This is a genomic window from Reyranella sp. (assembly GCF_965228225.1).
GTDB lineage: Bacteria > Pseudomonadota > Alphaproteobacteria > Reyranellales > Reyranellaceae > Reyranella.
Genome location: NZ_OZ245801.1, coordinates 3427412 through 3453109, shown reverse-complemented (window position 1 = coordinate 3453109; position 25698 = coordinate 3427412). Strand labels below are relative to the sequence as shown.

Here is a 25698-nt window from a genome sequence, read left to right as displayed (position 1 = left end):
TTGAGAGCCGCGCTCACGCTCTTCCACCGGTGGACAGGGCTCCTCATCGCAGGCTTCCTGTTCGTATCGGGCGTGACCGGCGCAATCATTTCGTGGGATCACGAACTCGACGACCTGCTCAATCCGCATCTCATGGAAGCACGGGCGCGCGGGCCCGCCCTCTCTTCGTTCGATCTGGTCGACCTGCTGGAGAACAACGACCGTCGCGTCGAGGCGGCGTCGTTCCCGACCGAGGTGGAACCGGGTGAGTCGTTCGCGGTGTTCGTGCTGCCGCGCCGCGATCCCGCGACCGGACGACTCCACCAGGTCGACTACAATCAGGTTTTCCTCGACCCCGCGACCGGCCAGGAACTCGGCAGGCGTGAACATGGTGCCGCCTGGCCCGTCACGCGCGAGAACTTCGCGTCGTTCCTCTACAGGCTCCACTACTCGCTGCATCTTCCGGAGTTCTGGGGAATCGATCGCTGGGGCCAGTGGCTCCTCGGCGGCATTGCGTTCCTCTGGATGATCGACTGCTTCGCGGGCTTCTATCTCACGACGCCCGCGCGCCACGCGCCCAAGGCCGGCAGGCCGGCCGAGGTCGAACGCAGGCTGCGCCGCGGCTGGTGGGCCCGCTGGAAGCCGGCGTGGCGGATCAAGACGACGACCAGCCCCTATCGCCTGCATTTCGATGTCCATCGCGCCTTCGGTCTATGGACCTGGGGCCTGCTGTTCGTCCTGGCCTTCACCGCCTTCTCGTTGAATCTCTATGGCGAGATTTTCCGTCCGCTGATGTCCAGCGTCTCGCAGGTGACGCCCGGACCGTTCGACATGCGTACGCCGACGGGCCTGAACGATCCCGTCGTGCCGGTGCTGGGGTTTCGCGAAATCTTCGATCTCGGCAAGGCGGAAGGCGCACGCCGCGGCTGGTCCGAACCGGTCGGACAGCTCTTCTATGCGCGACGCTGGGGAATCTACGGCGTCAGCTACTTCGAGCCGGGTGAAGATCACGCAGGCGGGGGCGTCGGGCCTCGTCTGCTCTATTTCGACGGCAACGATGGTCGCACTCTCGGCGAGCGCCTGCCGTGGAAGGGCACGGTCGCCGACATCTTCCTGCAGGCCCAGTTCCCGCTCCACTCCGGACGCATCCTCGGATTGCCCGGACGGATTCTGATCTCGCTGATGGGTCTGGTCGTCGCGACCGTTTCCGTGACCGGCGTCGTCATCTGGCATCGCAAGCGGCGCGCACGGCTTGCTAAAAGGGGTGTGTTCTCGACAAGAGGCGAGACCGTGAGACGCGCTTCTATTCCTTGAGCACGATCCACGTGCAATGCGCGAGCGCGCACAGGCGGCCGGACTCGGTGTAGAGCGCCGTGCCGGAATAGAGTTTCCGGCCCTCGGCGCCGATGCGCCAGCCGACGACGGCGCAGCGTTCACCGAGCTTCGGGCGGTCGAACACCTTGGCGGTCATGCGGCCGGTGAGGGCGGGGCGGATGTCGTCGGGATCCTGGGCGGCCCAGGCGCCGGGGCAGTCGAGCGTGCCCCACAGGAATTCCGGCCGGATGCGGCGGTCGCTGTCGGCGTGGTTGGCGTGCGGCACGTAGCAGGAGAGGGATGTGCCGCTGCCTGAATGGCTGCCGAATACACGCAGCCCGTCACCGAGGGTACGGCTGCGACCGCAGACGAGGCACCATTGGAAGTCGCTGCCCTCGCCGCAGCCGCCGACCGCGTCCTGCCGCATCACCTCGTTCCAGTCCGACGGCGGCTTCGGCGGATCGAGATGGTCGACCTTTCCGGCGCGCGCCTCGCAGATCAGCGTGTCGCCGTCGCGCATCATCAGGGCCGCGTCCTCGCGCACGAGGTTCATCGAGGTCTCGATGGGGATCGGCGCGCGCAGGGTGATCTCGACGGCGCCGTCGCCGCCGAACGCGCTGGTGTAACGCTCGGCCAGCAGGCCCGCGACATAGCCGCCATTGCCCGAGAGGCGCGGGCCGTTGAAGCCGGCCGGGATGATGAGAGTGTCGTCCACCGTGGCCCTCGCAGCGTGGAAATCGGCCTCCGAAGCTGCCGCGCGCATGCGGAGAATGCAAGCCTGCCGGGCCGCCAACCGGCTTGCATCGCCGCTCGTGCTCGCCGAGGGTGGAAGCGATGGGATCGGCATTGCCGTGGGCGCTCGTGGCGCTGTGTTTTGCGCTCGGCGTGGCCAGTCGCTCGATCAGCGACACCTTCCTCGTCTTCGTGCCGGCGCTGCAGCACGCCTTCGACGCCAATCGCGGCTCGGTCACGCTGATCTACAGTTTCGCGCTGCTGGTCGGCGGCACCGCCGCGCCGATCACCGGCTGGATCCTCGACCGTTTCGGCCTGCGCACCCTCACCGTGGTCGGCGTGATCGCGGCGGCGGCCAGCACAGCCGTCGCCTCGCAGGCGACCCATCTGTGGCACCTCTATTTATCGCTCGGGCTGATGATGGGGTTCGGCGCGGCGTCGCTCTCCGGGATCCTGTCCTCGTCGCTGATCGCCCGCTGGTTCCCGGCCAATCGCCTCGGCGTGCCGCTCGCCGTTTCCTGGTCGGCCTCCGGCGTCGGCGCGATGGCGACCTTTCCGGCGGCGCAATATCTCATCGAGACCGACGGCTGGCGGCACGCCTATCTCGTCTTCTCCGGCGTGAGCGCCGTTTTCATTCCGCTGCTGCTCGTGCTGCCGTGGAAGACGATCGAGCGCGGCGCGCCGGGCCTCGCCAAGCTGCGCGAGACGGCCGCGCCCGGCCTTACGGTGCGCCAAGCGTTGCGCGACTGGCCGTTCTGGGCGCTCACCTCGTCGTTCGCCCTGACCTCGATCGGCATCTTCGCGCTGATGCCGCAGACCATGGTCTATCTGCTCGAGCGCGGCATGGACGGCTCGTACGCGGCGCGTGCGATGGCGGTCGCGGGCTTCCTGACGCCGCTCGGCATGATCGGCTTCTCGTGGCTGGCCGATCGGGGCGGCCGCCGGCTGGCGGCCATCCTGGCCTATGCCTGCTCGATCGCCGGGGTCGGGGCGCTGGCGATGGTGCGCGGGCCGGGCGACGATTTCTGGCTGTGGACCTTCGTGCTGCTATTCGGCGGCAGCATGGGCTCGCGCGGGCCCATGATCTCGACGCTGGCCACCTTGCGCTATCGCGGCGCGCATTTTGGCCGCATCTACGGGCTGATCGCCATCGGCATGGGTTTGGGTGGCTTTCTGGGGGCCTGGATCGGCGGCGTGCTGCACGATCTCACCGGCGGATATGCCGCCGTCATGGTGCTCTCGGTGGTGGCGTTGGCGACCGCCGCCACCACCCTGGGGTCAGAGGCCGGGGCCCGGGAGCGTCTCAGCCGGTAGGCCCGGACACCCATGACATGTCGGTGACGGTCGCTCCCGGATATTGTGTTTCGCCGGGAGTCGGGCCACTATGCCCAGCATGTTGGACCGGATCGACTTTCCGAGTAGTCCCACTCTGCGGCGGCGGGCCTAGCCGTGACGCCCGGCCTTGAGTCCTGCCACGCGCTGGTGCTCAACGCCGATTTTCGGCCGCTGTCGTATTTTCCGCTTTCCGTCTGGTCCTGGCAGGACGCCGTGAAGGCGGTCTTCCTCGACCGGGTCAGCGTCGTTTCCCAGTACGACCGTACGATCCACAGTCCGACCTTCGAGATGCGGCTGCCCAGCGTCATCGCGCTCAAGGAATATGTGCCGGCGGCCCGGCGGCCGGCCTTCACGCGCTTCAATGTCTTCCTGCGCGACCGCTTCACCTGCCAGTATTGCAACGGTGACTTCGCGACCAACGAGCTCACCTTCGATCACGTGATCCCGAAGTCGCGCGGCGGTCGTACGAGCTGGCAGAACGTCGTCACCGCCTGTAGCCCCTGCAATCTGCAGAAGGGCAACATGCTGCTCCGGGAGAGCGGGCTGGTCCTGCGCTGTGCGCCGGCCGAGCCCTCGACGCAGTTGCTGCAGGAACATGGACGGGCGTTTCCGCCAGGCTACCTGCACGAGAGCTGGCGCGATTTCCTGTACTGGGATTCCGAGCTCGACCAGAACTGAACCCGGTCCGGCCTACAGTCGAGTTGGTGACGACTCTCGTGTGAGGCATTGCTCACCCCGCCGCATTTCGCTCGCCCTCACACTTCATGCTGGATCGAGGCATCCGGCACGGGCCGCTCCATCGAAGGCAACCACGGCTGCGCAAGCACGTTCCCGGCGACCGATTACCTCCTCGCTGGACATGGAGAAGCGCAATGAGAATCGAGCTTGGCATCGCCGCAGCCGGCCTCCTTCTGATGATGGCCTCGCTGCCTGCCCAGTCACAGACGACGGGGGGGCAGGGTACCAACCAGTCAAACCCGATGCAGCAGGCGCCCGCGGGAACCCCGGCCGGCGTCAATGCCGCGTCCCTTTCCGACCAGGATTTTGTCGCCGCTGCAGCGGTCGCCAACCGCTTCGAGATCCAGGCAGCCGAACTGGCGCTCGCCCAGGCAGGCGACGCCAAACTCAAGCAGTTCGCGCGCATGATGCTGACGGACCACAAGGCGGCTCTTCAGGAGCTCGAGGCTGCCGCGAAGGAGGCTGCTGTCGCGATGCCGACCGAGCCCGGGCTCGACCAGAGCCACGCGACCAAGATCTCCGCGCTCGAAAGTCGGAAGGACCCCGCGGAATTCGATCGGGCCTATCGGGCCGACCAGATGCAGGCTCATCAGCAGGCGGTGACTCTGCTGGAAACGTATCAGCGCACCGGTGCCAAGAACTCGCTTCGGGTGTGGGCTACCAAGACGCTGCCCGTCGTGAAGAAGCATCTCGACATGCTCAACTCGATGAAGTGACTCCGATGCGGGTTCTCGTCGTCGGCGCGACCGCGAGGCAGCGCACCACAGATGACTGGCGCCCCGACCTGGGTTGATGCGGTCGTCTATTGTGCCGGCGCCTTGCAGGAGGCCCCGGGGACTCTCTCGAAGCCGTGCATGAGGGGCCGCTGCCGCGCTCTTCGCGGACGGTCAGCAGCGGTACGCCCACTTCACTCTGCTGCGCGATTTGAAGCAGCAATTCCTTCGTACCGCTGGTGGGCTATCTGGCAGATGCGCGTTGAAGGCCCAATCTGCCAGGCCCGCCGCACATCCAAGTCGGGATGACGAAATACAGAAGGCAGTTCTGGTGCAGGAACCCCAACGTGCATCGGCGAAATCCGCGAAGGGGAAGTGGAGCATGGCTACCCGAAGCCTCGTCGTCAGCCGCGCAACGATCCTCTGTCACGTCCGTTCCCGCGGAATTCGTGAAGGGAGCCATACAATGCCCGTCAGCCAGAATGCAGCCGCCGAGCGCACCGAGTCACTGTGGCTCAAGGATGCCAGGGAGGCGCGCCGCTGGCCGATCTCCGCACCGCCGCTCGAAGACGACCAGCGCTGCGATGTGGTGGTGATCGGCGGCGGTATTGCCGGCCTGTCCATAGCCTTCGAACTGGCGGAGGCCGGCCGGTCGATCGTCCTGGTCGATCGGGGGCCTCTGGGCGCGGCATGACAGGACGGACGAAGGCTTCATCGGCCTGAACCCCGGCGACAAGCATATCTGGATCACCACGGGCGATTCGGGTCAGGGCATGACGCAGGGCGCACTCGCCGGCCTCCTGTTGCGCAAGCTGATCCTCGGCGAAGAGACTCCGTGGGCAGAGGTCTACGATCCGGGTCGTATACCCGTCGCCGGCGCTGCCAATTACCTCAAAGAAAACATGATCGCGGTGAAGAATTTCGCGGAGTATCTCACCGGCGGCGAGCTCGACTCGGCAGAGGATCTGAAACCCGGAGAAGGCGGCATCCTGCGCTCGGGCCTGAAGAAGATTGCCGTGGCGCGCGACCGGGAGGGGACGCTGCACCGGGTTTCGGCGAGCTGCACGCATCTGGGATGCATCGTGCACTGGAACGGAACGGAGCAATGCTGGGACTGCCCCTGCCACGGCTCGCACTTCGCGCCGGACGGATCGGTGCTGAACGGGCCGGCGATCAAGCCTCTGACGACCGTCACCGACGACGGTCGATGACGGGAGCGGCCCGGTGGATGCGCTCTTCCGCTAGATCCGCGTCGACAGCCAGATCGCGAGTCGGGAGCCGGTCTTGATCACCGCCGACAGCGCCTCGTAGGCGGGCGCCTGTTCGGCGCCGGCGGCCAGCGCCGTGTCGCGATGCTCGATCTCCTCGGCGCGGAACTTCTCGACCGTCGTGCGCAGATCCGCCTCGTCGTCGCCGAGTCTGGCGGCCTGGTGGGCGTAGTGCTCCTCGATCGTCTCCTCGACGGCGACGGTGCAGGCCATCGCCGCCTTGTCGCCCATCAGGGCGGTGGCGGCGCCCAGGGCGAAGCCCGCGACGTTCCACAGAGGCGACAGCACGGTTGGCCGCACGCGGCGCTGGACCAGCAGCCGATCGAACACCTTGTTGTGTTCGCGTTCCTGGGCCGCCATGTGCTGGATGCGGCGGCCGGTCTCGCTGTTGGAACGGCCGGTCCAGCGCAGCGCCGCCAGTTGGCCTTCATAGATGCGCACGGCGCCGAACTCGCCGGCCTGATCGACGCGGATCGTGCGTTCGACCACCTCGCGGGGCTCGGGATCGCCGGGGTTGCGGTTGTCGCCGGTCTTCATCATGGGAACCTCAGCGTGTCCTCGTCGTGCGCGACAGGCCGGAGGCCAGGCCGACGGCCAGGATGGCGGACAGAATGGCATTCCAGCCGGCCATCGAGATACCGAACAGCGACCACACGATCGCGTCGCAGCGAACCATCTTGGCACCGAACAGGTGCTTCTTCAGCTCTTCCGGCGACAGGCCGGTCGGTATGGTGCCGGTGCAGGATTGCGGGCCTGCCCACCAGCGGTATTCGACGCCGGCATGGAAGATCCCGATCGCCGACGTCACCGCGATGGCAGCGATGGCGATTACCATGAACCAGGTGGCGAGGCGCGGCTGGCCCGACGAGGCGAAGGCCGCGAGGCCAGCCACCATGGCGACGATATGCGGCCAGCGCTGCCAATGGCACATCTCGCACGGCGGGAAGCCCATCACGTACTGGAAGAAGAGGGCGGCCCCCAGCATCAGGCCGCTGCCGAGGAGGGCGACGAGGCCGAGCTGGCTGGGGAGGGGAAGGCGCTGCACGGCAGCCATGGAGAAGTCCTAGAAGAGAAAACGAACGGCGACGAAGCCGCCGATCAGGGCGAACAGGAAAATCCAGGTGAGCAAAGTCAGGCGCTTCTCGATGAAGGCCCGGATCGGCTCCCCGAACTTCCAGAGCAAGGCTGCCACGAGGAAGAAGCGCAGGCCACGCGTCACGATGGACGCCCACACGAACGTGAACAGGTCGAAATGCGCCGCGCCGGAGGCGATGGTCACCAGCTTGTAGGGGATCGGCGTCAGGCCCTTGATGAGGATGATCCAGGTCCCGTATTGCTCGAACCCTGCACGAAAAGTCGCGAGGCCCGCCTGTAGCCCGTATGTCTTCACTACCCAGGCGCCTAGGGTTTCGAAGAAGAAGTAGCCGATCGCATAGCCGAACAGTCCGCCCAGCACAGAGCAGACCGTGCAGACCAAGGCGATCCGGAACGCCTTTTCCCGGTTGGCCAGGATCATCGGTACCAGCATGACGTCCGGCGGGATGGGGAAGAACGAACTCTCCATGAAGGAGACCACTCCCATCGCCGGGATGGCGTTCTTGTGCTGGGCGAGGCGGATCACCCAATCGTACAGGCGGCGGATCATGCGACCGCTCTTAGCGTGTCGCTACGGGCGAAGCGAGGGACCTTTCCCGTGGCTGTCTGCGGCCATGGCCGGCGCCACCTCCAGTGCCTCGAGACGTTCCGTCCCGGTCTGGTTCCTGGACCTGGCATGCTCGGAGGCGATGCCGCTTCTGGAGTCATCCTGATCATCGTCATGGTGCTGACTGATCATCGTCATGGTGCTCACGTTGACGGGAAGTCTGTGAGCAGTGGACAGTCCGGCGCATGACCAGACTGCGCCTGCACCGGGAGAACCATCTCGTTCAACGAATCGGCTGGCTGCGCGCCGCCGTGCTGGGTGCCAATGACGGCATCGTTTCCACGGCGAGCCTGATCGTGGGCGTGGCGGCGGCCGCCGCCGCGCCGGGCGACGTGCTGATCGCCGGCGTGGCGGCTCTGGTCGCCGGCGCCATGTCGATGGCCGCCGGCGAATATGTCTCGGTGAGCTCGCAGGCCGACACCGAGCACGCCGACCTGGCGCGTGAGAGCGCGGAGCTTGCCGCCAATCCCGGCTCTGAACGCGACGAGCTGACCGACATCTACGTCCGGCGCGGGGTCGAACCGGTCCTGGCACGGCAGGTGGCCGAGCAGTTGATGGCAAAAGGCGCCCTTGCCGCCCACGCCCAAGACGAACTCGGGATTTCCGCCGCCACCACGGCCCGCCCGCTCCAGGCTGCCTTCACCTCGGCCGCGACGTTTTCCGTGGGCGCGGCCATGCCGCTGCTCATGGTCGTGGTGGCGCCCGCGGCGTGGCTGGTGGTCGCGGTGAGCGCAGCCTCGCTGGTCTTCCTCGCCCTTCTCGGCGCCATCGGCGCGCGCGCGGGCGGCGCCGACGTCTGGCGCGCCACGGTTCGTGTCACCTTCTGGGGTGCGCTCGCCATGGCGCTCACCGCCGGCATCGGCCGCCTGTTCGGGACGGTCGTCTGAGCGCTGGCAAGTGCGTGGCGGGACTCGATTGTTTCGAGGTGGTGTCCGCTAATGGAGCGCGCGCTGGCTTGTTTCCAGCGCTTCCCGGAGATCCTCGACTTCCGCCACCAGCCACTCGTGCTGCCGCGCCTGCGCGACGGATACGATGGAGAGGTGCATTACCGTCGCTTGAAGATAGTCGATCACCGCGGACTGGTAGGCTGCGGACTGGGGCGGCAGCTCTACGACCCGGGCACGGGCTTCCAGGGCCTGCCGGGCGGCGATCTCGAGTTCATGGCTCAGCTGGGCGTCGTTCATCGATGTTGCTCCCTTCAGGTGCTTGCTCCCCGTGGCCCTTTGGGCGGCTTCCCTTTGACGTCCTCGTTCTGGCTGCCCGGGATAGCCGCGCCACCGTCGTCGCGCGTCGTGTGGGGATTTTGTTTCACACCGCGCTCTTGTTGTTGGCCGGGCGGTCCGCCGGCGCCCGGGTTCAGGCGTTCGTAGTCGCGCTCGGGCGACAGGTTGGACGCGGGTGGCGGGGAAGGAGGGGATGCCGAAGGCGGCTTGGGTTTGTCGACCATGGCGAGACAACTGCCCCGGGGCCCGCTTCGTTGCCGGCGCGAGGGAGATCGAGGACGATTTCCAGGGGCGGTGTGCCTCGAGATCGCAGACTCACCATCCGTGGGTGGGCGGGCCGCAGGTCCGCTGTCCGGGCAGCCGCCTTCCCGGAACCGTGTTGTGCAGCGGCTTCACATTTCTTGCAGCAAACCGCATTATCCCGCCGCTCTCGCACCCCCGCATTCAGCACACCGAAGGCCCATGCCGGATATCGACGATCGCCTGACGACATCCGACGATTCCTCCCTGCTCTTTCTTGCCGGTGGCGGAGAGTTGGGGGCCCTGATCCGGGAGTATGACTGGCGAAAAAATCCCTTGGGACCGCCGGCCGCTTGGCCGCAGAGTCTCAAGACGGCCGTCCGAATCATGCTGACGTCACGGCAGCCCATCTGGATCGGCTGGGGACCCGAGCTGATCTATCTCTACAACGACGCCTACAAGTCGATCATCGGCGGCAAGCATCCCGAAGCCGTGGGCAAGCCGACGAAGGAGGTCTGGAGCGAAATCTGGACCGACATCGGTCCGCTGCTCGACACCGCGATGGGCGGCATCGAGGGCATCTATGTCGAGGAGCAGCTCCTGCTGATGGAGCGCAACGGCTATCCGGAAGAGACCTACTACACCTTTTCCTACAGTCCGATTCCTGACGATGACGGCAAGCCCGGCGGCATCATCTGCGCCAACACCGCCGATACCGCTCGGGTGATCGGCGACCGGCAGGTGGCCACGCTTCGGGAACTCGCCGCACGGACCGTCGATGCACGGACCTGGGAGGATGCCAGCCGCCAGAGCGTCGCGGCGCTCTCGATCAATCCGCGCGACGTCACCTTCGCGCTTCTCTATGTCGTGCAGCCCGGCAGCGAGGAGGCCGTGCTGGCCGCGCGCCACGGTCTGCCGCCCGGCCATCCCGCTGCCCCCGAAACCCTGCATCCCGCGAACGGGTCTTCGTCGTGGCCGATCGAGGGACTGACGAAGGAGGAGCCGCCGCGCCTGGTCGATCTGGCTCGGACATTCGGCGCCACCGTGCCGGGCAGGGCCTGGGACCGGCCGACCCAGTGGGCGGCGGTGGTGGCCGTACCGGCGTCCCGCGAGACCGGGCGTGCCGGCGTTCTCGTGGTCGGCCTCAGCCCGTACCGGCTGTTCGATGACGTCTACGCGGAATTCGTGACCTTGATCGCGGGACAGATCGCAACGGGCATCGCCAGCGCCGACGCCTACCAGGAGGAGCGTCGAAGGGTCGAGGCGCTGGCCGAACTCGACCGTGCCAAGACCACCTTCTTCTCCAACGTGAGCCACGAATTCCGCACCCCGCTCACGCTGATGCTGGGGCCGCTCGAGGAAGTGCTGGCCGGCGGGCTTTCCGCCGAGGAGGCGAGCCGGCATGTGGCGCTGGCCCATCGCAACGGCAACAGGTTGCTGCGCCTCGTCAACTCGCTGCTCGACTTCTCGCGCATCGAAGCGGGCCGCATGCAGGCCGCCTACAGACCGACCGACCTCGCCCGCTTCACCACCGGCATCGCCTCTAGCTTCCGCCCGACGATCGAGAAGGCCGACCTCAGGCTGGTCATCGAGTGCGAGACGCTTCCACAGCCCGTCTATGTCGATCGCGAGATGTGGGAAAAGGTCCTGCTGAACCTTCTTTCCAACGCCTTCAAGTTCACCTTCGCGGGCGAGATCCGGGTATCGGTCGCCGCGAGTGCCGACGGCAGGGGCGCGACCATCGAGGTTCGCGACTCCGGCATCGGCATTGCCCAAGCCGAGTTGCCGCGCCTGTTCGAACGCTTCCATCGCGTGCAGGGCGCGAAGAGCCGCAGCTTCGAGGGCAGCGGCATCGGTTTGGCGCTGGTGCAGGAGCTGATCCGGCTGCATGGCGGAGAGATCCGCGTCGACAGCGCCGTCGGCCAAGGCACGGCCTTCGCGATCACTTTGCCGTTCGGCCATGCGCATCTTCCGGCCTCGCAGGTCGTCGACGAAGTCGACCTGTCGACCGACGTGGTGCGTGCCCAGGAATATGTCGAGGAGGCGATGGGCTGGCTGCCGGATGCGCGCCAGTCGGACGCCACGGGCGATCTTTCCTCCTCGATGTCGGGCATCGTTCCGGTCGGCACGGGCAAACGCATCGTGCTTGCCGACGACAATGCCGACATGCGCTCCTATGTCAGCCGGCTGCTGATCGCCCAGGGCTATCAGGTCGAGCCGGTGGCCGATGGAGAGGCCGCCGTGGCAGCGGTGCGGCGCGAAGCGCCCGACCTCGTCCTGACCGATGTGATGATGCCCGGTCTCGATGGCTTCGGCGTCCTGCGCGCGCTTCGCGTGGACCCGGCGACGGCCAGCATCCCGATCGTGCTTCTATCGGCGCGGGCCGGCGAGGAAGCGAAGGTCGAGGGTCTCGAAGCCGGCGCCGACGACTATCTGGTGAAGCCGTTCGCCGCGCGCGAGCTGCTGGCGCGGGTCAACGCCAACATCCAGATGGCGGAGCTTCGCCGCGAGGCGAGCCGTGCGATCTTCGAGAGCGAGCAGCGCTTCCTGATGACGAAGGATCGCCTCGCGCTGGCCTTGTCGACAGGACGCGTAGCCGTCTTCGAGTGGACGGTCGACAGCGACAAGCTGGCGATCTCGGGGCCGCTCGCGGAGGTTTTCGGCATCGCCCAGAAGGACGCCGAGAAGGGGTTGCCCCTCGGCGACTTCATCGCCGGCATCGCACCGGAGGATCGCGATCGGGTGACGAAGGCCATCGCCCGTTCGATCGCGACGAGCGAAGCCTACCAGGAGGAGTATCGCGTCGTCGGCTCGGGCACCGCCCACGTCGTGGTGGCCCGTGGGCGCATCGAGATGGGGAGCGATGGCGCAAAGCGTATGGTGGGCGTTGTCATCGATATCACCGAGGCCAAGGCGGCGGAGAACGAGATCCGCGAGAGTCGGGCCGCCCTGGAAGTGATCAGCCGGGCCTCGGCCGCCGTCTCGGGCGATCTCGATCACGAACGCCTCGTCCAGACGATCATGGACGCCTGCGTGGCCGTGACGGGCGCGCAGTTCGGTGCGTTCTTCTACAACGTCGTCGACGATGCGGGTGAGAGCTATATGCTCTATTCGCTGTCCGGCGCGTCGCGCGAGGCCTTCGCAAAGTTCCCGATGCCGCGCAACACCGCGATCTTCGAGCCGACCTTCAGCGGCACCGGGATCGTGCTCTCGGACGACATCACCCAGGATCCGCGCTTCGGCCGCTCGGCGCCCTATCTCGGGATGCCGCCGGGACACCTGCCGGTACGCAGCTACCTCGCGGTGCCGGTACGGCTGCGCACCGGGGAGGTGCTGGGCGGGCTGCTTCTCGGCCATTCCAGTGCCGCTGTGTTCGGTGAACTGGCGAAGGACCGCGTGGTGGGCCTCGCCAGTCAGGCCGCCGTCGCCATGGACAATGCCAGGCTGTTCCAGGAGAACGCGCGCGAGCTGGAGCAGCGGCGCAGGACGGAGGCCCTGCTCAAGACGCTGAACGAGACGCTCGAGCAGCGTGTCGCCAGCGAGGTCGAGGAACGCAGCAAGGCCGAGGCGGCGCTGCGCCAGGCGCAGAAGATGGAAGCCGTCGGCCAGCTCACCGGCGGCGTCGCGCACGACTTCAACAATCTGCTGACCGTGATCATCGGCGGCCTCGAGACGGTGCGGCGCGCCAAGCCGGCCGACACGGCGCGTATCCAGCGCGCGGTCGACATCGCCCTGCAGGGAGCCCAGCGCGCGGCCAGCCTGACGGCGCGGCTGCTGGCCTTCTCGCGCCGGCAACCCCTGGCGCCCAAGCCGGTCGACCTCAACGTGCTGGTCCGCGACATGACCGAGCTGCTGCACCGGACGCTGGGTGAGCAGATCGAGCTCGAAGGGGTGCTGGCGCCGCGCCTGTGGCCGATCGAGGTCGACCAGAACCAGCTCGAAAGTGCGCTGCTCAATCTTGCGGTGAATGCCCGAGACGCCATGCCCACGGGCGGCAAGCTCACCATCGAGACGGTGAACACCGCGCTCGACGAATCCTATGCAGCCGTCGATTCGGAAGTGAAGCCCGGCCAGTACGTCGCCATCTGCGTCAGCGATTCAGGCCACGGCATGTCGCCGGAAACGCTGATGCGCGTCTTCGAACCGTTCTTCACCACCAAGGAAGTAGGCCGCGGAACGGGCCTCGGCCTCAGCATGGTGTACGGCTTCGTGAAGCAGTCGGGCGGACACGTCACGATCTACAGCGAGGAAGGGCAGGGCACGACGGTCAAGATGTACTTCCCGAGATTCTTCGGGGCGACGGCGCAGGCCGACGAAGGCAATGCTCTGGCCGTGCCGACGAGCAGTGACGGCGAAGTCGTTCTGGTCGTCGAGGACAACGAGGATGTGCGCACCTACAGTTCGATGGTGCTGAAGGAGCTCGGCTATCACGTCCTCGAATCCTCCGAAGCGGAATCGGCCCTCGCGATCCTGCGTGGTCCGACTCGCATCGACCTGCTGTTCACCGACGTGGTGCTCCCGGGCAAGAGCGGTCGTGTCCTGGCCGACATGGCCTCCGAACTGCGGCCGGGTCTGAAGATCCTGTTCACGACCGGCTATTCGCGCAACGCCATCGTGCACCAGGGTCGCCTCGACGCCGGCGTCCAGCTCATCACCAAGCCCTTCACCTTCGAGCAGCTCGCCGCCCGCATCCGAGACGTCCTCGACATGAACTGACGCCTTCCGCGTCAGCGGGCCGTCAGACAGCGTTGATGGAAGCATCAGCGAGCAACATTGTTGCGTCCTCGCCTGCTTTCGGGGGTGCGACTCCCGCTTCGGTTGTTTCGTTTATCCGCCGGGACCCCGCCGTCGATGGCGGTTAGTGCCTGGAGCGGCCCGTCCTCGGCGTGGGCTTGGCGGCCGGGGCTTTCTCCAGCCGCTCGATGCGTTGCTCGAAGCTCGTCTGCATCCTCGTGAGCTGCTGCTCGAGCTGGCGGTCCTGGACCTTGAGCTGCTCGACCTGGCTCGCGATCGAGGAGATCGAGCGCTGCAGGTCGTTCAGGCGGCCGTCGATGCCGGACTGCGCCGCGGCGGCGCCGGGCGCGGCGAGCAGCGCCAGGAGGGCGAAGCGGAAGAGGCGCGCGCTCATCCGGGCGCCGGCCGGCCTACTCGGCGGCCTGCTGAAGGCGCGTCGGCACCGTCTCGCCGGCGAACAGCGCCGCACGCGCGGCGTCGTACTCGGCCTTGAGGCGGGCCACGATCTCGGCGGCCGGCGGGGCGTCGTGGATCTGGCCGACGCCCTGTCCGGCGCCCCAGATGTCGCGCCACGCCTTGACCTTCATGTTGCCGCCCGAACCGAAGTTCATCTTGCTCTTGTCGGCTTCCGGCAGCGCGTCGGGATCGAGGCCGGCGGCCGCGATGCTGCGCTTCATGTAGTTGCCGTGCACGCCGGTGAAGAGGTTGGTGTAGACGATCTCCTCGCCGGTCGACTCGATGATGCACTGCTTGTTGGCGTCGGTGGCGTTGCCTTCCTTGCTCGCGGTGAAGCGCGTGCCGAGATAGGCGAGGTCGGCGCCCAGCGCCTGCGCGGCCAGCACCGAGGCGCCGTTGGAGATCGAGCCCGAGAGCAGGATCGTGCCGTCGTAGAACTGGCGGACTTCCGGCACCAGCGCAAAGGGCGAGAGGCGGCCGGCATGGCCGCCGGCGCCGGCGCAGACCAGGATGAGTCCGTCGACGCCGGCCTTCAGCGCGCGCTTGGCATGGGTCACGTTGGTCACGTCATGGAACACCAGGCAGCCGTAGCGGTGCGCCGAGACGACCACGTCGTCGGGCGCGCGCAGCGAGGTGATCTGGATCGGAACCTTGTACTTCTCGCACATGTCGATGTCGTGCTGCAGGCGGTCGTTCGACGCGTGCACGATCTGGTTGACCGCGAAGGGCGCGACTTTCTTATCGGGATGCTTGGCCTTGTATTCAGCCAGCTCGCCGGTGATGCGCTTCAGCCACTCCTCGAGCATCTCCTTCGGCCGTGCGTTCAGGGCGGGGAAGGAGCCGACCACGCCGGCCTTGCACTGCTCGATGACGAGGTCGGGGTTGGACACGATGAACAGCGGTGCGCCGACCACCGGGATCGAGAGGTTGTCGCGCAGCAGGGCGGGAAGGGCCATCGTTTCGCTCCTTGGATTCGTCTTTTCGTCGTGTCGGTTATGGGCCTAGCACGGCCATGGTCTTTTTCGCTACTTCGCCAGCTCGTAGGCGCCGCCTTTTTCCAGCGCCCGCTTGTAGGCGGGGCGGGCATGGATCCGGTCGAGGAAGCCCTTGAGCTTGGGCATCTTGTTGATCATCGGCGAGCGCGCCGTGGCGGCCTCCAGCGGGAAGCTCATCTGGATGTCGGCCGCGGTGAAGTCCGGGCCGGCGAACCACTCGCGGCGCATCAGCTCGCCTTCGAGAAACATGAAGTGATTGCCGATCTGCGGCATCAGCAGCGTCTTGTCGGCGCCGCCCGCAATCGCGCGCGCCACCGGCCGCATCAGGAAGGGCACGCGCGCGGGCAGCATCCCGAACACCAGCTTCATGAACAGCAGCGGCATCAGCGAGCCCTCCGCGTAGTGCATGAAATAGGTGTAGTTCAGCCGCTCCGGCGTGCCGGGGGCCGGCGTGAACCGGCCGCCGCCATAGGCCTCCGACAGGTATTCGAGGATGGCCCCCGACTCGGCCAATACCTTGTCGCCGTCGGTGATCACCGGCGACTTGCCCAACGGATGCACGTTGCGCAGCTCGTCGGGCGCCTGCATCGAGGGTTTGCGCTTGTAGCGCTTCACCTCGTAGGGCAGGCCGAGCTCCTCGAGCATCCAGAGGATGCGCTGCGAGCGGGAATTGTTCAGGTGATGGACGGTGATCATCGTCACAGCGTACCGGGGCGCCAGTTGCCGTGGAAGCCCGCCGGCACCCGGCTGCTGAGATGGGCGAGCGCCACCGGGCCTTTGGCAATGTCGGTCGCCTCGAAGACCGCGAGGTCGCTGCGGCCTTCCCCGGAGCGGTAGATCACCGACAGCACCCAGCCGTCGCCTTCCGGGGCCTTGTCATGGCGCGGCACGAACACCGGCTCACCGAACCGGTCGTCCTCGCCGGCCGTCCAGGTGGCGTTGCTGCCCTTCTTCAGGTCGTAGTGGGTGATGCCCTCGCCGCGGCGGACGCCGGCATGGGCGATGTTGCCCGACACGATCCAGCCATGGCGGTAGTCGCTCATGCAGAAGCGCTCGTCGAAGCGCGGGAACTCGCCGGCGCGGTCGTCGAGCTGCTCCTCGCGGAAGGTGTTGCCCTGGCCGTCGAGGTCGAAGGTCCAGCGGAACAGGCGCGCCGCCGGCGGCTCCTTGGTCGAGGGCGAGCCGTCGGGCAGCGGGAAGAGCGGCGCCACGTCGTACTTCATGACGTCGATCACGACCTTTCCGTCCGCCGTCTCGAAATGGTTCATCGGATGGAACACATAGGACGGCGGCGCCGTCACCCACTTCACGTCGGCCACCGTGCCCTTGCGCGGGATGAAGGCGATGTGCGTGCCCTTGTCCGGCTCCCAGGCGAACGGCGGCAGCCCGCCCAGGGCGCGTTCCATCGAAGACGTGAGCGGGAAGATCGGTACGACGATCCAGTTCTTCGTCACCGCGAAGTCGTGGATCATCGACGGGAAGGGCCCCTCGAGGATTTCCGCCCGCGTGACGGTGCCGTCCGCGGTCACGGTCTGGAGGCTGACTTCCTTGGTGAAGCGGCCGGTGGCCGAATAGCCGAAGAAGATCATCTCGCCGGTCTCGGGATCGAACTTGGGATGCGCGGTGAACGGCCCAACGAGCTTGTCGCCGAAGGTCTCGTAGCCGCCGTCCTTGGGGCCGACCGGCATCAGGCTCGCCGGATCGAGCGAGAAGGGCGCGTGCGCCTCTTCCAGCGCTAAAAGCTTGCCGCCGTGCCAGACGATGTTGGTGTTTGCGATGGTCGAGTTCAGCGCGAAGACGCGCGGGTCGGTGTAGCGCGGATTGCCGAATGTGCCGGAGAGGCCCTCGCCCTCCTCGTTCTCGATCTTCCACTTGGGCGTGCGCACCCAGCGGTTCTTGTAGGAGACGTTGCCGTTCTCGATATGGAAGGCGTGGATCATGCCGTCGCCGCCGAACCAGTGATAGGGCCCGCGCGGCGCGAACTGCGGGTTCGGCCCGTTGCGATAGAGCGTGCCGCAGAGTTCCTTCGGCATCTCGCCGCTGATGTGGAGATGCCCGGCATCGGCCTCGGTGTTGACCGGCGCGTAGTAGCCGCGAAGGAACGGATTGTCGGTCGGGAATGCCTTGGCCACGGGAAGTCTCCTTCTGGGTAACGCCGTGTATCTAAGGGAACGTTATCGATACACGGTGTTGTCCGCAAGGGAGATTTGGCGTGATCTTTTGGGCGGTCTGCCGCAGAGTTAACGAGTGAAAGCGATCTTTCTGGGAGCCGCGCTGGTTGTTTGCGCTGCCTTGCTGGCCTGGTACCAATTCAGGCCCAAACAGCCAGGCGCGCCCGGCCTCGGGCCGCTCGATCTTCTGGCCGTCACCGATCCCCAGATGTATCGCCCCGAGAATCTGAGGCGCTTCAAGTTGAACGATACGGACTATTGCGCGCCGAGAATCGAGTCGCTGGAAGTATTCATCCCGAAAACGACTGACATTCCACTGGGCGCTAGCGTCACGCTCAATCCCGACACGCTCACGAATTTCAACCAGCGCCCTTATCGGGATGGGAAACCGAATCCCGATTGGCGTGACTCAATGTCGATCGCAGTATCTCCAGTAAGCAAAGGGTGGGAATATGGAACTCTCGTGGAGAGGGCCATCGGCAAATCCCTCGAAGAAGTAACCGACGCCGACCTCTCAAGTCTCGTAGATATTGCTAAAGACGTCGCTCTCGCACGTGACAATTTTCGGACCGATCGGCGTACGAGACTCGCGCTCGTCAAGCTTAACGGCTTGGTTGTTCGCCTGGAGTGGAGCCCAGCCGGGATCATTAATGTCCTGTATCCCATCTCGGATCAGGCGAAAGGACGTCTCACCATAGACATTAACTATGTTGAACGAATCGACTCCTTGTTCGAGATTGCCCGTAATTTTTTCCGCCCGTGCGATTCAATTCTTCCTGCGCCAAACTGATACCAAGGATGAGACATCGATCTGCCTGCAAGAAGTATTGTTAAGCAATCGGGCAAAGATCGACTATTCAAGCATTCATGAGCCCAGCCAATCTCGTCCTGCTGCCCGGATATTCCGCTGTTCCGCCGCGGCACGTCGCTGCCGTTGTGACCAGCCTCGAGATGTTGAGCCGTCCGCCCGAGCGGCCGGCGCAGCCGTTTCCGGCAGGTGTCACGCTCGAGCCGCTGGAGCGCACGATCGAGGCCTATCGCAGGCTCTATCGCGCGGTGGGGACGGAGTGGCTGTGGTTTTCGCGCCTGGTGATGGCGGACGAGACGCTGCAGGCGATCCTCGACAATCCGCAGGTGGAGTTCTTCGCGCTGCGCCGGGACGGGCAGGATGCCGGGATCCTCGAACTGGATTTCAGCCAGCCGGGAGAATGCGAGCTGGCCTTCTTCGGCGTGGCGCCGGGTTTGGTGGGCACCGGGGTGGGCCGCGCGCTGATGAACGAGGCGATCGTGCGGGCCTGGTCGCGGCCCATCAGGCGGTTCTGGGTGCATACCTGCACGCTCGACCATCCCGCGGCGCTGGCTTTCTACCGGCGCTCCGGCTTCGTGCCGTTTGCCTTCCAGGTCGAGGTGTTCCCCGACCCGCGTCTCACCGGCGCCCTGCCGCGCGACTGCTCACGGCACGTACCGTTGCTCGACTGACGTCGCGGCGCCCGCGGCCTCGCGGTCCTCGACCTTGCGGTAGTGGAACCAGCCGGCGGTGCCGAGGGCCAGCAGGAGCAGGCCGAGATAGAACTCGGTGTGGGTCGGGCCGATGAGGTCGAACAGCGGCGTCGCCGCGAGATTGAACAGCAGCATCGAGCCCGCCATGACGGCCAGCCGCAGCCGGAAGACGCGGGCGATCTCGGCGCCGCGAAACACGGTCTGCATGCGGGTGATCATCGGGATGAAGAAGAAGGGCCCGCCGAAGCCCGCGACCATCCCCGCCAGCATCATCGCCGGCAGCTTGTAGGGGTTGTCGATGCCCCAGGCGGCCAGTGCGATCAGGGCGAAGCCGGTGCCCATCGCCACGTAGCCCAGGAACATGGTCGAGAGCACGCGGCGGAAGCGAACGCTGCCCGCCACCAGATTGCCGACCACGTCGCCGACACCGCAGGCGCCGACGATCATGCCGAGCGAGGCGAGACCGTGCAGGCCAAACAGGTGCGGATCGTGCTCGACCACCATCAGCGCGATGCAGAGCTGCAGCGCCACGCTCCACGGGCCGTTGGCGGTGGCGTTGATCAGCAGCAGCGCGCCCATCGTGCGTTGGCGCAGCATCAGTCGCGCGCCGTCGAGCAGGGCGTCCCAGGCGCCGCGCAGGCCGCCGCGGCCGGGGCGCGGCTTGTAGGCCGCGTCGTACAGCCGGTCGCGTACCGCCCAGACCGCCAGCGCCGACAGCACGAAGCCCACGGCCGTGATCGACAGGAAGTGGATCACTGGCAGCAGCGTGTTCAGGACCGCCGCCATCATCGGCCCGATCAGCCGGGCGAGCCGCCACGTCGCGTCGAACAGGCCGTTGATCGCCTGCATGGCGTCGCGGTCGGTGACCAGCACCGGCACCGCCGACTGCAGCGCCGGCGTGAACACCATGCGCATGGCCGCGAGGCCCATGACGGAGAGGATGAGGAGCGGGATCGAGATGCCCCAGATGTAGAAGCCGATCACCGGCAGTATGGCCAGCACCGCGCTCGCATACTTGGCGCCGATCATGGCGCGGTCGGCCCGCCAGCGGTCGAACGCCGAGGCGCCCAGCAGGCCGACCACCAGCATGGCGGCGTACTGCGTGGCGTTCACGTAGCCCGCGGCATTGCCGATCTGCTCGGCCGCGATCCACACGACGGCCACGCGGAACAGATCCTCGCCGATGGTCGAGGCGGCGAGGCCGGACCAGATCGTGGCGACGGCCGGATCCTTGAGCGGACGGAAGACGGGGATCATGCCGAGCGACGAATCCCGACCATCCTCATCCTGAGGAGGCGCGAAGCGCCGTCTCGAAGGATGGGCAACGGACGTGGTGCGGGTTCCCACCCTTCGAGACGCGGCCTGCGGCCGCTCCTCAGGGTGAGGCGATTGGCTGGAGTCGTGGACGTCACTTCACCCAAACGCCGCCGTCCTTGTTCTTATATCCGAGCGACAGATACGCCGCGTCGACCAGGGCCTGGCCGCGCTCGTTCATCAGCAGGCCCGGGCCCATGCGGTTCATCGTGTAGCCGAACGACAGGCCCGCGACCGGATCGGCGAAGCCCAGCGAGCCGCCGGCGCCGACATGGCCGAAGGCGGCGCTGCTCAGGATCACGCTGTCGCAATCCTCGCCCCACAGTTTGGCGGCGAGGCTGCGCCTGCGGTTATCCATCGATTTCATGAAGCCCAGCGCGAAGCGAGTCGGGATGCGCAGGGTGGCGTCGTCGTGCGTCGCCATCGAGACCTCCCCCATGCGGGCGAGCGTCGTGGCATCGACCAGGTCGCCGCCGCCATTGGCCAGAGGGGCATACATGCCGGCCAGGCCGCGCGCGTTGGTGATGCCGTTGGCCGCCCCGATCTCGGCGGCGTGGCCGGCGCGCGTGTTGGCGCCGCCCGAGCGCCAGGCGCCGTTGTTGAAGTAGAACAGCGCCGCCACCGATTCCTTGTTGGTCGCGAGGTCGCGCATGAACGGCGTTACCGCGTCGGCGGCCTTGTAGACATGGGCCACGATCGGCGCGACCCGCGGCTCGATCTCTTCCGGCAGGCCGATCCAGAAATCGAGGCCCAGCGGCCCGGCGATCTCCTCGCGGAAGAAGGTGCCCAGCGACTTGCCCGAGGCGCGCCGCACCATCTCGCCCACGGTCCAGCCGAAGGTGAAGCCGTGATAGCCATTGCGCGTGCCGGGCTCCCAGAACGGGACCTCGGCCGCCAGCCGGTCGGTCATGTAGGCCCAGTCGTAGGGCCCGTCGTCCTTCACCTTGGCGCGCACCGCCGGCACGGCCGAGGAATGGTCGAGCATCATGCGCGTCGTCACGCGCTCCTTGCCGTGTTGCGCAAACTCCGGCCACAGCTCGGCGACCGGCGCGTCGAGGTCGAGCGCACCGCGGCTCGCCAGCACATGCGCGCACAGCGCCGTCGCGCCCTTGGTGCAGGAGAAGACGATGCTCACCGTGTCGCGCGTCCACGGCGCGCTTGTCTTGGCATCGGCGACGCCGCCCCACAGGTCGACGACCGTCTCGCCGCCCACCGTCAGGCAGACCGAGGCGCCGATCTCGCCTTTCTCCTTGAGGTTCTTTTCGAAGGCCTCGGCGACCCGCTCGAAGCCGGGTCGGCAGGTCCCCTGGGTCATGGACGCGCTCATTGCTTCGGCACCGCGATCTTGAAGGCGTCGAGCACGAAGCGCGCGCAGTGGGAGAGGCCGGTCTGGTCGATCCCGTGGCCGACGCCCTTGGCGATGTGCACGCCGACCTCGACGCCGTTCTCCTGCAGCGTCTGCGCGGCGCGCTGGGTCAGCACGGCCGGCAGCATCTCGTCGCTGTCGCCATGGACCAGCAGGACCGGCGGCTTCGACTTGATCTCGGCCTTGAGCGCCTCGGGCGCCGCCAGCATGCCGGAGAAGCCGACGATGCCGGCCAGCGGCTTGGCGCGGCGCAGGCCGACATGCAGCGCCATCATGGTGCCCTGGCTGAAGCCGATCAGGACGGTCTTCGATTCGTCCAGCCCGTACTTGGCCATCGTGTCGTCGAGGAACTGCTCGGCGAAGGGCGCGGCCGAGCGCACGCCCGCCGCCGCGACCTCGGGATCGAGGCGCGAGATGCCGAACCACTGGAAGCCCATCGGATTGCCCTCGCACGGATAGGGCGCGTTGGGCGCGTGGAACACCGCGTCGGGCATCAGCGGCGCCAGCACGGGCGCGAGGCCGATCAGGTCGTTGCCGTCAGCGCCGTAGCCGTGCAGCAGGATCACGAGATGGCCGGGCTTGCCGCCGGCATGAGGGCCGTGGCTGGGGCCGTCGATCTTCTTTGTCATGTCGCCTTTTTCTCCTTTGCGCCCCAATCCGGCATGTTGCGGCGATAGTGCCAGAGCACGAGCGCGGCCGCGCTGCGCCAGGGCCGCCAGGCGTCGGCGATTTTGAGAAGCCGCTTTGCGTCGGGGCGGGTGCGCAGCTTCTTGAGGTGCTGGGCCGCCACGACGAGGCCGAGATCGAGCCCCGGCATGATGTCGGGCCGGCCATGCGCGAACATCAGGTAGATCTCCGCCGTCCACGGGCCGATGCCCTTGGCCTGGGTGAGCATGGCGATGGCGGCGGCATCGTCCAGCTCGTGCAAGGCATCGAACGAAATCCGGCTCTCGACGATGTCGGTGGCGAGGCTGCGGCCGTACTTCATCTTGGCGCCCGAGAGGCCGACGGCGCGCAGCTGCTCGTCGCTCATCGCCAGGAAATCCGCCGGCTCCATTGAAGGAACGGCTGCCTCCAGACGCAGCCAGATGCTGCGGGCAGCGTGAACCGAGACCTGCTGCCCCACGATCGAGCGCATCAGCCCGCCAAAGCCCGTCGGCATGTCGCGCAGCTCGGGATGGCCCGCCTCGGCAAGCGCGCGGGCGATGTCGGGATCGGCGGCCGCCAGCTCGGCCAGCGCCTGCTTCAGCGTCGTCTTGTCGAGGATGACGCCGGAGGCCGGAGAGGGTGCCGTCTTGGGTTTTGTCTTGGGTGCCGTTTTGGCCATTGTGCTCTCGCCATAGCACGCGGCGAGGGGGCGCTGTAACGTCGGATCATGACCGTCGTCACGCGTTTCGCTCCCAGTCCGACGGGCGAACTTCATCTCGGCAGTGCCTATTCGGCCCGCATCGCCTGGCGGCGCGCCCGCGACGCGGGCGGCAGGTTCCTGGTGCGCATCGAGGATATCGACATCCGCCGCTGCCGCCGCGAATACGAGACCGCCATGCTGGCGGACCTGCAGTGGCTGGGCCTTGCCTGGGACGGCGAGGTGCGCCGCCAGTCCGACCATTTCGCGGATTACGGCCGGGTGATGGACCAGCTCGACGCACGCGGCCTGGTCTATCCCTGCTTCTGCACCCGCGCCGATATCGCCGCTTCCACCAGTGCGCCGCATCCGACGGCGATGGGGCCCGACGGGCCGCTCTATCCCGGCACCTGCCGGCACCTGTCGAACGAGGAGCGCCACCGCCGTATCGCCGCCGGCGTGGAACACTGCATGCGCTTCGATTGCGCCCGCGCAGAGGAGCAGGCGGGGCCCTATTCCTTCTTCGACGAGACGCTGGGCCGGATCGACGGCCAGCCGCGGCTGATGGGCGACTTCGTGATCGCGCGCAAGGACACGCCGACCAGCTACCATCTGTCGGTCACGGTCGACGACCATCTGCAGGGCGTCACCCTGGTGACGCGCGGCATCGACCTGCTGCCGTCGACCCATGTCCATGCCCTGCTGCAGAAGCTGCTGGGATATGCTGCGCCGCAATATGCGCATCATCCGCTGCTGACCGATGCCACCGGCCGCCGCTTCGCCAAGCGCGACCGCGACCTCACGATCCGCAGGTTGCGCGAGAGCGGGAAGCGTGCGGCGGAGGTGTTCGAGATGATCGACGGTTGGAGTTGCGCGACCCCCGCGAAGGGCTGACACTTCCGGCATGGACCGGAAAGAACAACTGGCCGTCGGGAGGCGGCTGCTCGGCCATATCGACGGCCGCACCACCGATCTCGCCGACGCGCTGTTCCGCAACCGTGTCGACGCCTATTCCTGCCGCGAGCGCGCCGCCCGCGAGCGTGACGCCTTGTTCCGTAGCCAGCCGCTGTTCATGGGCCTGTCGTCGCGCCTCTCCAAGCCCGGCGACTACATCACCGAGGACGTGGCCGGCATGCCGGTCCTGCTGGTGCGCGGGCCCGACGGCGAGGTGCGTGCCTTCGCCAACATCTGCCGCCATCGCGGCGCGCCGGTGGCCGAGGGCTGCGGCAATGCCCGCGCCTTCGTCTGCCCCTATCACGCCTGGACCTACGACACGCACGGCAAGCTGCTGGGCGTCACCGACAAAGCCGGTTTCGCCGGCCTCGATCTCGGCGCGCATGGGCTGGTGCGGCTCCCGGCCGGGGAGAAGCACGGCATGATCTTTGTCCGCGCCACGCCGGTGGGTGAGGGCGAGCGTGCGGAGATCGACGTCGATGCCGTGCTGGGCTCCTTCGCGCCGGACTTCGCGGCGCTGCGGCCCGAGGCCTATCCGCTCTATTCGGTCGACCGCATCACGCCGCGCATCAACTGGAAGTTCGCCGTCGATACGTTTCTCGAGGGCTATCACATCCCGCATCTGCACCGGAAAACCATCGCGCCGTATTTCATCGGCAACTGCGGCACCTTCGACGGCGCGGGCCGCCACGGCCGCATGTGCGTGCCGCGCACCTCGATCGAGGCGCTGCGTGCGCAGCCCGACGACGAACGCAACCTGAGCCCGCACATCATCGCGATCTACCAGCTCTTCCCCAACACCATCGTCATCTGGCAGGTCGATCATATCGAGGTCTGGCGCGCCTTCCCCGATCGCAACGACCCCGGACGCTGCTCCGTCGAATTCTCGCTCTACCGTCCCGCCGCCAGCGATCGCCCGGAGAAGCACTGGGCCAAGAACCGCGACATCGCCATCCGCACCGTGCTCGACGAGGATTTCCCGCTGGGCGAACGCATGCAGATCGGCTTCGAGTCGGGCGCGACGGAAGAGGTGATCTACGGCCGCAACGAACCCTCGCTCGTCCACTTCCACCGCTCGATCCGCAGCGCGCTGGGTGTCGCGGCTTGATCCTCTCCGCTCAGGGCGACAGGACTTTCTAGATGACCACCAGCCGCACGACCCGCGTCGCGCTGGTGCTCAGCGTCATCCTGTTCGCGGAGAGTCTGATGCACGACGCCTTCTGCGTGTCCGGCATCTGCTCGGACTGGACGGGCTGGAGCATCCTCCTCTACGGCGCGCTGGGTCATGCGAGCTGGTTCGCCAATCCGCTGCTGCTGGCCTCCTGGATCGCCGCGCTTCTCGCTCGTCGTATCCCGGCGCTGATTCTGTCACTCGCCGCGCTGGGCCTCGCGGCCTCGTTCATGTTCGAGACCAGCGTGATCACCAACGAGGCCGGCATGGCCAACCCGGTGACAGGTCTGCGCGAGGGCTACTGGCTGTGGCTTGCGAGCACGGGATTTGCCGTACTCGCCGCGTTCTTTGCCCGTAAAGTGGCGGTGAAACTGTAGAGGAAGAGGAAGGTCCTTCGCTGCGCTCAGGATGACAACAGTTTCTGCATCGACGCACTGCGCCAATCACA

The 25698-nt window shown here is 66.9% G+C and carries 26 protein-coding genes; 13 read left to right on the top strand and 13 right to left on the bottom strand.

What is annotated here, in order from left to right; all coding sequences use genetic code 11:
• A complete protein-coding gene (locus ACO07K_RS16720) occupies positions 1 to 1293 on the top strand; it encodes a PepSY-associated TM helix domain-containing protein (RefSeq protein WP_422029736.1) in 1293 nt (430 codons plus the stop codon).
• Here ACO07K_RS16720 and ACO07K_RS16715 read toward each other — a convergent pair.
• On the bottom strand, positions 1283 to 2008 hold the full coding sequence (locus tag ACO07K_RS16715) for a hypothetical protein (protein WP_422029734.1): 726 nt from the start codon (positions 2006 to 2008) through the stop codon (positions 1283 to 1285). The two genes, ACO07K_RS16720 and ACO07K_RS16715, sit on opposite strands and share 11 nt — an antisense overlap.
• 119 nt (positions 2009 to 2127) lie before the next feature.
• On the opposite strand from ACO07K_RS16715, the gene ACO07K_RS16710 reads away from it, so the two are divergent.
• The 5 genes from ACO07K_RS16710 to ACO07K_RS16690 all read left to right on the top strand — a co-directional run bounded on the left by ACO07K_RS16710 (position 2128) and on the right by ACO07K_RS16690 (position 6022).
• Positions 2128 to 3339, top strand: a complete 1212-nt coding sequence (locus tag ACO07K_RS16710) for an MFS transporter (protein WP_422029732.1) — start codon at positions 2128 to 2130, stop codon at positions 3337 to 3339.
• A 135-nt stretch (positions 3340 to 3474) separates the two neighbouring features.
• The gene (locus tag ACO07K_RS16705; RefSeq protein ID WP_422029730.1) at positions 3475 to 4038 is read left to right on the top strand and encodes an HNH endonuclease; all 564 of its coding nucleotides are present in this window, start codon (positions 3475 to 3477) and stop codon (positions 4036 to 4038) included.
• A 194-nt stretch (positions 4039 to 4232) separates the two neighbouring features.
• Complete coding sequence (locus tag ACO07K_RS16700) at positions 4233 to 4814, top strand: DUF4142 domain-containing protein (RefSeq protein ID WP_422029728.1); 582 nt, start codon at positions 4233 to 4235, stop codon at positions 4812 to 4814.
• A 463-nt stretch (positions 4815 to 5277) separates the two neighbouring features.
• On the top strand, positions 5278 to 5505 hold the full coding sequence (locus ACO07K_RS16695) for an FAD-dependent oxidoreductase (RefSeq protein ID WP_422029726.1): 228 nt from the start codon (positions 5278 to 5280) through the stop codon (positions 5503 to 5505).
• A gap of 79 nt (positions 5506 to 5584) precedes the next feature.
• Entirely contained in the window at positions 5585 to 6022 is a 438-nt protein-coding gene (locus tag ACO07K_RS16690) for a (2Fe-2S)-binding protein (protein WP_422029724.1), read from the top strand.
• 30 nt (positions 6023 to 6052) lie between these two features.
• On the opposite strand, the gene ACO07K_RS16685 is transcribed toward ACO07K_RS16690, so the two are convergent.
• From ACO07K_RS16685 to ACO07K_RS16675, 3 genes are read right to left on the bottom strand one after another with little or no spacing between them, the layout of a single operon-like run.
• The gene (locus ACO07K_RS16685; protein WP_298304642.1) at positions 6053 to 6619 is read right to left on the bottom strand and encodes a demethoxyubiquinone hydroxylase family protein; all 567 of its coding nucleotides are present in this window, start codon (positions 6617 to 6619) and stop codon (positions 6053 to 6055) included.
• Between the two features lie 7 nt (positions 6620 to 6626).
• The gene (locus ACO07K_RS16680; protein WP_422029722.1) at positions 6627 to 7133 is read right to left on the bottom strand and encodes a disulfide bond formation protein B; all 507 of its coding nucleotides are present in this window, start codon (positions 7131 to 7133) and stop codon (positions 6627 to 6629) included.
• Between the two features lie 9 nt (positions 7134 to 7142).
• Complete coding sequence (locus ACO07K_RS16675; protein ID WP_422029720.1) at positions 7143 to 7724, bottom strand: YqaA family protein; 582 nt, start codon at positions 7722 to 7724, stop codon at positions 7143 to 7145.
• Positions 7725 to 7966: 242 nt separating this feature from the next.
• On the opposite strand from ACO07K_RS16675, the gene ACO07K_RS16670 reads away from it, so the two are divergent.
• Positions 7967 to 8668: a VIT1/CCC1 transporter family protein gene (locus ACO07K_RS16670; RefSeq protein WP_422029718.1), complete on the top strand. Its 702-nt coding sequence runs from the start codon at positions 7967 to 7969 to the stop codon at positions 8666 to 8668.
• A 48-nt stretch (positions 8669 to 8716) separates the two neighbouring features.
• Here the strand turns inward: ACO07K_RS16670 and ACO07K_RS16665 are convergent, their stop codons facing one another.
• Positions 8717 to 8965 carry a hypothetical protein gene (locus tag ACO07K_RS16665; RefSeq protein ID WP_422029716.1) on the bottom strand — a complete coding sequence of 83 codons (249 nt, stop codon included), beginning with the start codon at positions 8963 to 8965 and terminating at the stop codon, positions 8717 to 8719.
• A 501-nt stretch (positions 8966 to 9466) separates the two neighbouring features.
• On the opposite strand from ACO07K_RS16665, the gene ACO07K_RS16660 reads away from it, so the two are divergent.
• A complete protein-coding gene (locus tag ACO07K_RS16660; protein ID WP_422029714.1) occupies positions 9467 to 13960 on the top strand; it encodes an ATP-binding protein in 4494 nt (1497 codons plus the stop codon).
• A 142-nt stretch (positions 13961 to 14102) separates the two neighbouring features.
• Here ACO07K_RS16660 and ACO07K_RS16655 read toward each other — a convergent pair whose 3' ends face one another.
• The 4 genes from ACO07K_RS16655 to ACO07K_RS16640 all read right to left on the bottom strand — a co-directional run bounded on the left by ACO07K_RS16655 (position 14103) and on the right by ACO07K_RS16640 (position 17561).
• Positions 14103 to 14372: a hypothetical protein gene (locus ACO07K_RS16655; protein ID WP_422029712.1), complete on the bottom strand. Its 270-nt coding sequence runs from the start codon at positions 14370 to 14372 to the stop codon at positions 14103 to 14105.
• A 16-nt stretch (positions 14373 to 14388) separates the two neighbouring features.
• The gene (locus ACO07K_RS16650) at positions 14389 to 15390 is read right to left on the bottom strand and encodes an NAD(P)H-dependent flavin oxidoreductase (protein WP_422029710.1); all 1002 of its coding nucleotides are present in this window, start codon (positions 15388 to 15390) and stop codon (positions 14389 to 14391) included.
• Positions 15391 to 15459: 69 nt separating this feature from the next.
• The gene (locus tag ACO07K_RS16645) at positions 15460 to 16125 is read right to left on the bottom strand and encodes a glutathione S-transferase family protein (RefSeq protein WP_422029708.1); all 666 of its coding nucleotides are present in this window, start codon (positions 16123 to 16125) and stop codon (positions 15460 to 15462) included.
• A gap of 2 nt (positions 16126 to 16127) precedes the next feature.
• Positions 16128 to 17561, bottom strand: coding sequence for a carotenoid oxygenase family protein (locus ACO07K_RS16640; protein ID WP_422029706.1), 1434 nt, complete (start codon positions 17559 to 17561; stop codon positions 16128 to 16130).
• A gap of 115 nt (positions 17562 to 17676) precedes the next feature.
• On the opposite strand from ACO07K_RS16640, the gene ACO07K_RS16635 reads away from it, so the two are divergent.
• On the top strand, positions 17677 to 18390 hold the full coding sequence (locus ACO07K_RS16635) for a hypothetical protein (protein ID WP_422029704.1): 714 nt from the start codon (positions 17677 to 17679) through the stop codon (positions 18388 to 18390).
• Between the two features lie 77 nt (positions 18391 to 18467).
• Entirely contained in the window at positions 18468 to 19079 is a 612-nt protein-coding gene (locus ACO07K_RS16630; RefSeq protein WP_422029702.1) for a GNAT family N-acetyltransferase, read from the top strand.
• Here ACO07K_RS16630 and ACO07K_RS16625 read toward each other — a convergent pair.
• From ACO07K_RS16625 to ACO07K_RS16610, 4 genes are all read right to left on the bottom strand, one after another.
• On the bottom strand, positions 19053 to 20357 hold the full coding sequence (locus ACO07K_RS16625; RefSeq protein WP_422029700.1) for an MFS transporter: 1305 nt from the start codon (positions 20355 to 20357) through the stop codon (positions 19053 to 19055). The two genes, ACO07K_RS16630 and ACO07K_RS16625, sit on opposite strands and share 27 nt — an antisense overlap.
• A 151-nt stretch (positions 20358 to 20508) precedes the next feature.
• The gene (locus ACO07K_RS16620) at positions 20509 to 21729 is read right to left on the bottom strand and encodes a serine hydrolase domain-containing protein (protein WP_422029698.1); all 1221 of its coding nucleotides are present in this window, start codon (positions 21727 to 21729) and stop codon (positions 20509 to 20511) included.
• A gap of 8 nt (positions 21730 to 21737) precedes the next feature.
• Positions 21738 to 22409, bottom strand: coding sequence for an alpha/beta hydrolase (locus ACO07K_RS16615; protein WP_298317330.1), 672 nt, complete (start codon positions 22407 to 22409; stop codon positions 21738 to 21740).
• Positions 22406 to 23107 carry a DNA-3-methyladenine glycosylase family protein gene (locus ACO07K_RS16610; RefSeq protein WP_422029696.1) on the bottom strand — a complete coding sequence of 234 codons (702 nt, stop codon included), beginning with the start codon at positions 23105 to 23107 and terminating at the stop codon, positions 22406 to 22408. The genes ACO07K_RS16615 and ACO07K_RS16610 overlap by 4 nt, the downstream gene beginning before the upstream one ends.
• A 48-nt stretch (positions 23108 to 23155) precedes the next feature.
• On the opposite strand from ACO07K_RS16610, the gene gluQRS reads away from it, so the two are divergent.
• Genes gluQRS through ACO07K_RS16595 form a run of 3 tightly spaced genes read left to right on the top strand, consistent with a single transcriptional unit; the run spans position 23156 to position 25627 of the window.
• On the top strand, positions 23156 to 24019 hold the full coding sequence (gene gluQRS, locus ACO07K_RS16605) for a tRNA glutamyl-Q(34) synthetase GluQRS (RefSeq protein WP_422029694.1): 864 nt from the start codon (positions 23156 to 23158) through the stop codon (positions 24017 to 24019).
• A 10-nt stretch (positions 24020 to 24029) separates the two neighbouring features.
• Positions 24030 to 25187, top strand: coding sequence for an aromatic ring-hydroxylating oxygenase subunit alpha (locus ACO07K_RS16600; protein WP_422029692.1), 1158 nt, complete (start codon positions 24030 to 24032; stop codon positions 25185 to 25187).
• A gap of 32 nt (positions 25188 to 25219) precedes the next feature.
• On the top strand, positions 25220 to 25627 hold the full coding sequence (locus ACO07K_RS16595) for a hypothetical protein (RefSeq protein WP_422029690.1): 408 nt from the start codon (positions 25220 to 25222) through the stop codon (positions 25625 to 25627).
• Positions 25628 to 25698: the final 71 nt, after the last annotated feature.